Here is a 6,080-nt window from a genome sequence, read left to right as displayed (position 1 = left end):
GTCTGTTTCTTGAATCGCTGGCTCATTGGGAATCTCCGTTGCAAAAGTTAATCGATTAGGTAAAGATGCGTCGTATCCATCGCCCTAGATACGTCAATATGTTGACGCAAGTGTAGTCGAGGTAAGGATTGGCCTCAAGAGACTTTTATAAGTTATATGTAATGGAAAACCCTATGATCAGACCGTTAGACACTAAGACAGATCTTGCCAATAGACTGTTCTTCAGGCTCTATCAATGTGCAAACATGTTGCATAAAACCGGCAGCCGAGCCGTCGAGCAAGAGGGGCTGACAACGCAGCAATGGGCAGTCTTGGGCGCCCTGTCTCGCGAGAAGTCGCAGGGCGGCATGAGCATTGGCGATCTGGCCCGCTACCTGATGGTGAGCCGGCAGAATCTCTCGGGCCTCATCGGCCGCATGGAGCGCGATGGGCATGTGACCGTCGCCGCGAGTGGGCAGGACCGCCGATCACGCGTGGTCACAATGACGGAGACGGGACGCCATGTGTGGGAAGACCTCGCCTTGCCCAAGATCTACGGCTACTACGACGCGATCCTGGTCGACTTCTCGGTCAGCGACGTCACGCACACGCTGCACTACCTGCTCAAGATGCTTGAGAACATGCAGCGACTCGATGCAGAGTGGCTCACTGCTGAAGAGGGTGTGGAAGCAAAGGCCATGACCTAGCTTTCGGGAGACGCCGTTGCTTCGAGACTTCGTCGGTGGCCCGCGGTTTGGGTGATGGCCTAGGCTTGAACGCCCGTGCTGGCTACCCTGCAGGCGCCCGATCGTCATCGTCGGGCCGGACGCAGACGCCCAAGCCTGCAGGGCGGGAGAGGTGCTCAACAGCGTGGTGGCGATGCCGGTTGCGCCGAGATCGAGTTGTTGCACGGTCTCGGGCTTAGCGCCATGCCCGGTCAGTACGAGGAGGTGCTCGTCGCCGATGTGCAGCAGCGTTGTGTACGCAGTGGGCTGCGAATCGACCTTGACGGCGATTCGAGCGACCGCGACGAAGTCGGATTCGAGTTCCGGAGGGCGAGCGGTCATTGGGCATGATGCCGGCCTCGAGATGTGGTTGGTCAGATCGATGCTCACCATCCTGCTGACAACAGACACATTCCGTGGAAGTCCAAACGTACCGCGCTGGCGTGATCCAGCGTGGTTGGCGTGGCTCGCCGTGCCGCTCTACTGGATTCATCAGTTCGAGGAATACAGCCTGCCGGTGATCGGCATCGACTATTCGATCCAGGAAATGATCTGCGAGAAGATTGGCTTTCCGCCGTATCCGGACTGCCCGATTCCGCTGGCCTTCTACCCAGTGGTGAACATCGCTCTCATGTGGTTTGGAGCGCCGCTGGCCCTCTAGCGACCTCCAACTTCTCTGCACAAACGTCGGCTTTGCAACAGCAAGCGGGCACGGATCAGAGGCCGGTTGCCGACCGCCCTTTGGCTTGAACTGGAGTTTGCGCAGCGGCTTGGCTCTGCGCTGGCAGAGAGCTCAACCCGGGCGCAGGGTTTGATGACCAAGGCGCTTGGAAACCTCGACGCCACATGCTTTCGCTGCCTTTGCCTGCGTGCCGGTCCAGTCCGTATCGAAGGATCGTGAGCGTCCCATTAGCGTGATTCCGAGCACGATGTTTCCGGAATAGTCGAAGACAGGCGCGGCAAATGAGCTGACCCCGGGTGTGGGGTTGTTCATGGAGCGAGATACCCCGTGTTTGCGCACCTCGTTCAACATGCCTTGAAAATCGCCGCGCTCGGTAGGCGTGGCGATGTCCGGTCCCAGTCGTCGCTCGTCCTCGAGCAGTGATTCCTCAATCAACTTCGCGGGCAGATAAGCGGCAAACAGTCGGCCCGTGGCTGTGCCCGCCAACGACATGACAGTCCCGGTTCGGATGTTGGTGTGAAGCGGGTAGATCGCGTCAAAGAGATACACGATCGTCGGCCCTTGATTGCCCCAGACCGAAAGCGCAACGCTGTGTCCGGTCTCCCTTGCCAGATCCTCCGCGAAGGGCGTGGCCTCGCGCACCGGATTGAGCATCCGTAGCGTCACAAGTCCGAGTTGCATTGCGGTCGGGCCGAGCCAGTAGTAGCCCGTCGAAGCCTCCTGAGTGACCAACCCCAGCTTGGAGAAGCTCACCAGATACGGGTGAGCCTTTCCAGGTGCCATGTCGGCGGCTTTGGCGAGTTCCCTCAAGGGCATGGGGCGACCCTGGGCGCCGAGCGCCAAGAGCAACTGGCCGCCTGCTTCGATGGACTGAATGCCCCTGCGCTCCTTCTCGGAGCTCGATTCGCTGCTGTCGTTTTCAAGTGAGGCCATGCGTTGACTCCTAACGCTTTGATTCTAACAACTTCGTTAGCTCAGGGTAAACCATTAGTATAGATATGATGCGTTAGCACCATACTAACGCCATCGGGTCGGCAGAGGCCCCTACCTCAAGGAGTGACGGTCAATGAGTAAGCAGGAAACGGAGTACGACGTTCTGGTGGTTGGCACTGGCGCGTCTGGCATGTCGGCGGCGGTCACCGCGGCCCACCAGGGTCTCAAGGTGCTGGTCGTGGACAAGGCGCCGGTCTACGGTGGCACCACCGCACGTTCGGGCGGATGGCTGTGGATTCCCGGCACCAAGCTTGCGAAAGAGCAGGGCATCAACGAACCACAGGGCGCGGCCCGCGCTTATCTGCAGCACGAGGCCACCACCCATTTCGACGCCGCGCGCGTCGACGCGTTCATCGAGAACGGCCCGAAAGCCTTCGACTTCTTCACCGAGAACACGTGCGTGCAGTTCGACATGCCGCCCGTGTTTCCTGACTACCACGCCGAAGCGCCTGGCGGCCAACCGGGCGGCCGGTCCATGGTGACCCGTCCGTTCGACGGGCGAGAACTAGGCAGCCGCATCGACAAGCTGGCGCCGCCTGTGCCCGAGCTGACTGTGTTCGGAATGATGCTCGGCTCGGGCAAGGAACTGTGGCACTTCTTGCGTGCCTTCAARTCTTTCGAGTCCTTCTGGTACGTCGCGAAGCGCTTCGGCGGACATTTGCTCGATGTCGTGAGGTATGGCCGCGGGATGACGCTGACCAATGGCAACGCATTGGCCGGCCGACTCGCCAAGGCCGCGATGGACCTTAACGTTCCGGTGTGGCTGAACTCGCCGGTGAGGTCGCTCATCGTGGAAGGTGATGCCGTCGTCGGAGCAACCGTCGTGCAGKACGGCAAGCCGGTCGAGATCCGCGTGCGCCGCGGCGTTGTATTGGCCTGCGGTGGCTTCCCCTATGACGTGGAGCGTCGCAAGCAGCTGTTCCCACATGCGCCGACCGGCCACGAGCACTTCACTCCTTCGCCTGCATTGAATACCGGCGACGGCCTGCGTCTGGGTGAATCCGTCGGAGGCTGGGTCGACCCCACGATTCCGAATGCTGCGGCATGGTGCCCGACCTCGGTGACCAAGCGCAAGGATGGTTCCGAGGGCGTCATGCCTCATTTCATCGACCGTGCCAAACCGGGCGCAATTGCGGTCACCCAGAAGGGGCGCCGCTTCACAAACGAGGCGCTGTCCTATCACGATTTCATTCAAGACCTAGTGAAGGCCTGCAAGGGGACTCCTGAGGTCACTTGCTGGCTCATCTGCGATCACAAGCACCTGCGCGAGTATGGGCTGGGCGCAGTGGCTCCGTTCCCATTGCCCATCGGCAAGCATCTGAAGAGCGGTTATCTCAAGAAGGGCAATAGCCTTCAGGAGCTGGCCAAGGTGATCGGCGTGCCTTCCGGGATGCTGCAAGAGGAAGTCGAATCCTTCAACCGTGACGCCGCCAAGGGCGTCGACACGAAGTTCGGCAAGGGCAGCACGGCCTACAACCGCTTCCAGGGCGACTCTTTGGTGACGCCGAACCCGTGCATGGCTCCGATCCGCCAGGGCCCTTACTACGCGATCAAGATTGTCGTCGGCGAGATCGGCACATTCGCCGGCCTCCTGACAGATGAATCTTGCCAAGTCCTCACACAGGCTCGGCAACCGGTCAAGGGTCTCTATGCCGTCGGCAACGACGCCGCCAGCATCATGGGTGGCAACTACCCCGGGGCCGGCATCACGCTCGGCCCGGCGCTGACCTTTGGCTATGTCGTCGGTAACGCGCTTGCGAACCAAACGAAGCGACCTGCGGCCGCTGATGCGGTCCAGTTGGCCACTCCGCGCCAGCGTGTCCGCGCCGCCTGATCCCCACAAACGAAGTAGGACAGACTAATGGAAATCTCTGAACTCATGGCACCGCAGGTCTTGAACGGGCGCATCGCTCTTGTGACCGGCGCAGGTCAGGGCAATGGCAAGGCGATCGCAAGAGGTCTCGCGAAAGCGGGCGCCAAAGTCGTCGTGACCGATTTGATCGACGAAAACGCCACAGCAGTTGCTGCCGAGATCAATGCCGCAGGCGGCAAGGCAGTCGCATACAAGCTAGACGTGACTTCGCGAGATGCTTGCCAGGCACTGGCGCTCACCGTGGCGAGCGAAGTCGGAAACATCGACATCCTGGTGAACAACGCCGGCATCATCATCCGCGAAGGCCTGGACAGTCCAAAGGTCGCCTCGAATCTCGAGCGCACGCTGACTGTGAACGTGATGGGAACCTTCCTTCCAACGCATGCGTGGTTGGACGCGCTCAAGGAAACCAAGGGCGTGATCATCAACGTTGGGTCCATTGCCTCGAGCACCGGAATTCCTAATGTCGTGGGGTACTCCCCGTCCAAGGGCGCGGTCAAGCTCATGACGCAGGCGCTCGCCGTCGAACTGGCAAAAGACGGCGTCCGTGTGAACGCGATTGCGCCAGGTGTCATCGAGACGCCGATGACCTCCTACACCCGGGAGGCGCCGGAACGCCTCGACAAGTTCATGCTGCGCACCCCGATGGGTCGCGTCGGGCAGCCTGAGGAACTGGTTGGCCCCGTGGTGTTCCTGGCATCGAGCATGGCGACCTACGTGACGGGCGTGACGCTTCCCGTTGACGGCGGCTTCCTCGCCTCCTGAATCGCAGACTTTATTCCATCCTTGTTCGCAACCCTGAACTCATCGAGTTCGTAAAAACCGGAGACAGCTATGAGCATTCCTAAGTTCCTGAAGCGGGCCGCTCTTGCCGCCAGCCTTGTTGCTGCCACAGCCGCAAGTGCTCAAGACGTCAAGTTGGGCTACAACGGCGATCTATCAGCCTCTCCCTCGGCGCAAAGCGGCCAGGCGGCAGTGCTCGGCATGGAGGCGGCGATCGCCGACATCAATGCTGCTGGCGGCGTCCTTGGAAAGAAGTTGGCGCTTGTCACGCGGGATGACACTTCGGCACCCCCGAAGTCGATCCAGAACATGAGCGAGTTGGTTGACAACGAAAAGGTCTCCGCCGTGTTCGGCCCGACCAATTCCGGCAATGCCATGGCCTGGAAGCACATCGCCAACCAGAAGAAGATTCCGGTCATCGGCAACGTGGGTTCGGGCACTGACATCACGAAGCCGATGAGCCCAGGCGCCGACAACTACATGTTCCGCGTCTCGATGGTGGACCGCGAGCAGGTCGCCGCCCTGATGGCGTACGTCAAGAAGAACACAGACAAGTCAAAGGTTGTCGGCTTCATGGCCGAAACCACGGGCTACGGCCAGGGCGGCCTGAAAGACATGGAAGAAATTGCCAAATCTCAGGGCATCAAGATCGCAGCGACGGAGCGATTCGGCGTGGGCGATACGGACATGACTTCGCAGCTGAGCAAGATGAAGTCTGCCGGCGTCGACACGGTGGTGGTCTGGGCGCAGGGAACCCCGATTGCGCAGCTGGTGCGCAGCMTGGAAAAGATCAACTACTTCCCCCTGGTACTGTCTTCGTGGGCTGCGGACAACATCACCTTCTATGACGCCGCAGGCAAGACGTTGGCGGAAAAGCCGATCTTCATGCGCACGGTCAGCGAGTCACGTACACCGGCCCAGCAGAAACTGTTCGACCGCGTCGGCCCCAAGCTCAAGGCGCCGGGCTCCTTCTCCTTCGCGCTGCACGGATACGACTCCGTCATGCTGTATGCCGCCGCAGCGAAGCAAGCCAACAGCTTTGACG

General features: G+C 60.5%; 7 protein-coding genes. 6 read left to right on the top strand and 1 reads right to left on the bottom strand.

Annotated elements, in window-relative coordinates; translation table 11 throughout:
- Positions 1–161: 161 nt before the first annotated feature.
- The 3 genes from AC1DY5_RS38630 (at position 162) to AC1DY5_RS38620 (ending at position 1,365) form a co-directional block, all read left to right on the top strand.
- Entirely contained in the window at positions 162–686 is a 525-nt protein-coding gene (locus AC1DY5_RS38630; RefSeq protein WP_478119745.1) for a MarR family winged helix-turn-helix transcriptional regulator, read from the top strand.
- A 75-nt stretch (positions 687–761) separates the two neighbouring features.
- Positions 762–1,055: a hypothetical protein gene (locus AC1DY5_RS38625; protein ID WP_478119744.1), complete on the top strand. Its 294-nt coding sequence runs from the start codon at positions 762–764 to the stop codon at positions 1,053–1,055.
- A 31-nt stretch (positions 1,056–1,086) separates the two neighbouring features.
- Positions 1,087–1,365, top strand: coding sequence for a hypothetical protein (locus AC1DY5_RS38620; protein WP_478119743.1), 279 nt, complete (start codon positions 1,087–1,089; stop codon positions 1,363–1,365).
- A 132-nt stretch (positions 1,366–1,497) separates the two neighbouring features.
- Here AC1DY5_RS38620 and AC1DY5_RS38615 read toward each other — a convergent pair whose 3' ends face one another.
- Entirely contained in the window at positions 1,498–2,319 is an 822-nt protein-coding gene (locus AC1DY5_RS38615) for an IclR family transcriptional regulator (protein WP_478119742.1), read from the bottom strand.
- Positions 2,320–2,452: 133 nt separating this feature from the next.
- Here AC1DY5_RS38615 and AC1DY5_RS38610 point away from each other — a divergent pair, with 133 nt between their 5' ends.
- The 3 genes from AC1DY5_RS38610 to AC1DY5_RS38600 form a co-directional block, all read left to right on the top strand.
- The gene (locus AC1DY5_RS38610) at positions 2,453–4,213 is read left to right on the top strand and encodes an FAD-dependent oxidoreductase (protein WP_478119741.1); all 1,761 of its coding nucleotides are present in this window, start codon (positions 2,453–2,455) and stop codon (positions 4,211–4,213) included.
- A 27-nt stretch (positions 4,214–4,240) separates the two neighbouring features.
- Positions 4,241–5,017, top strand: a complete 777-nt coding sequence (locus tag AC1DY5_RS38605) for an SDR family NAD(P)-dependent oxidoreductase (RefSeq protein ID WP_478119740.1) — start codon at positions 4,241–4,243, stop codon at positions 5,015–5,017.
- A 69-nt stretch (positions 5,018–5,086) separates the two neighbouring features.
- Positions 5,087–6,080, top strand: a 994-nt coding sequence (locus AC1DY5_RS38600) for an ABC transporter substrate-binding protein (protein ID WP_478119739.1), incomplete at its 3' end; no start/stop codon positions are given.

This window comes from Variovorax sp. P4_D9, from assembly GCF_056401695.1.
Note: the sequence above shows the minus strand (reverse complement) of the source record. Positions and strands in the feature narration are given on the sequence as shown.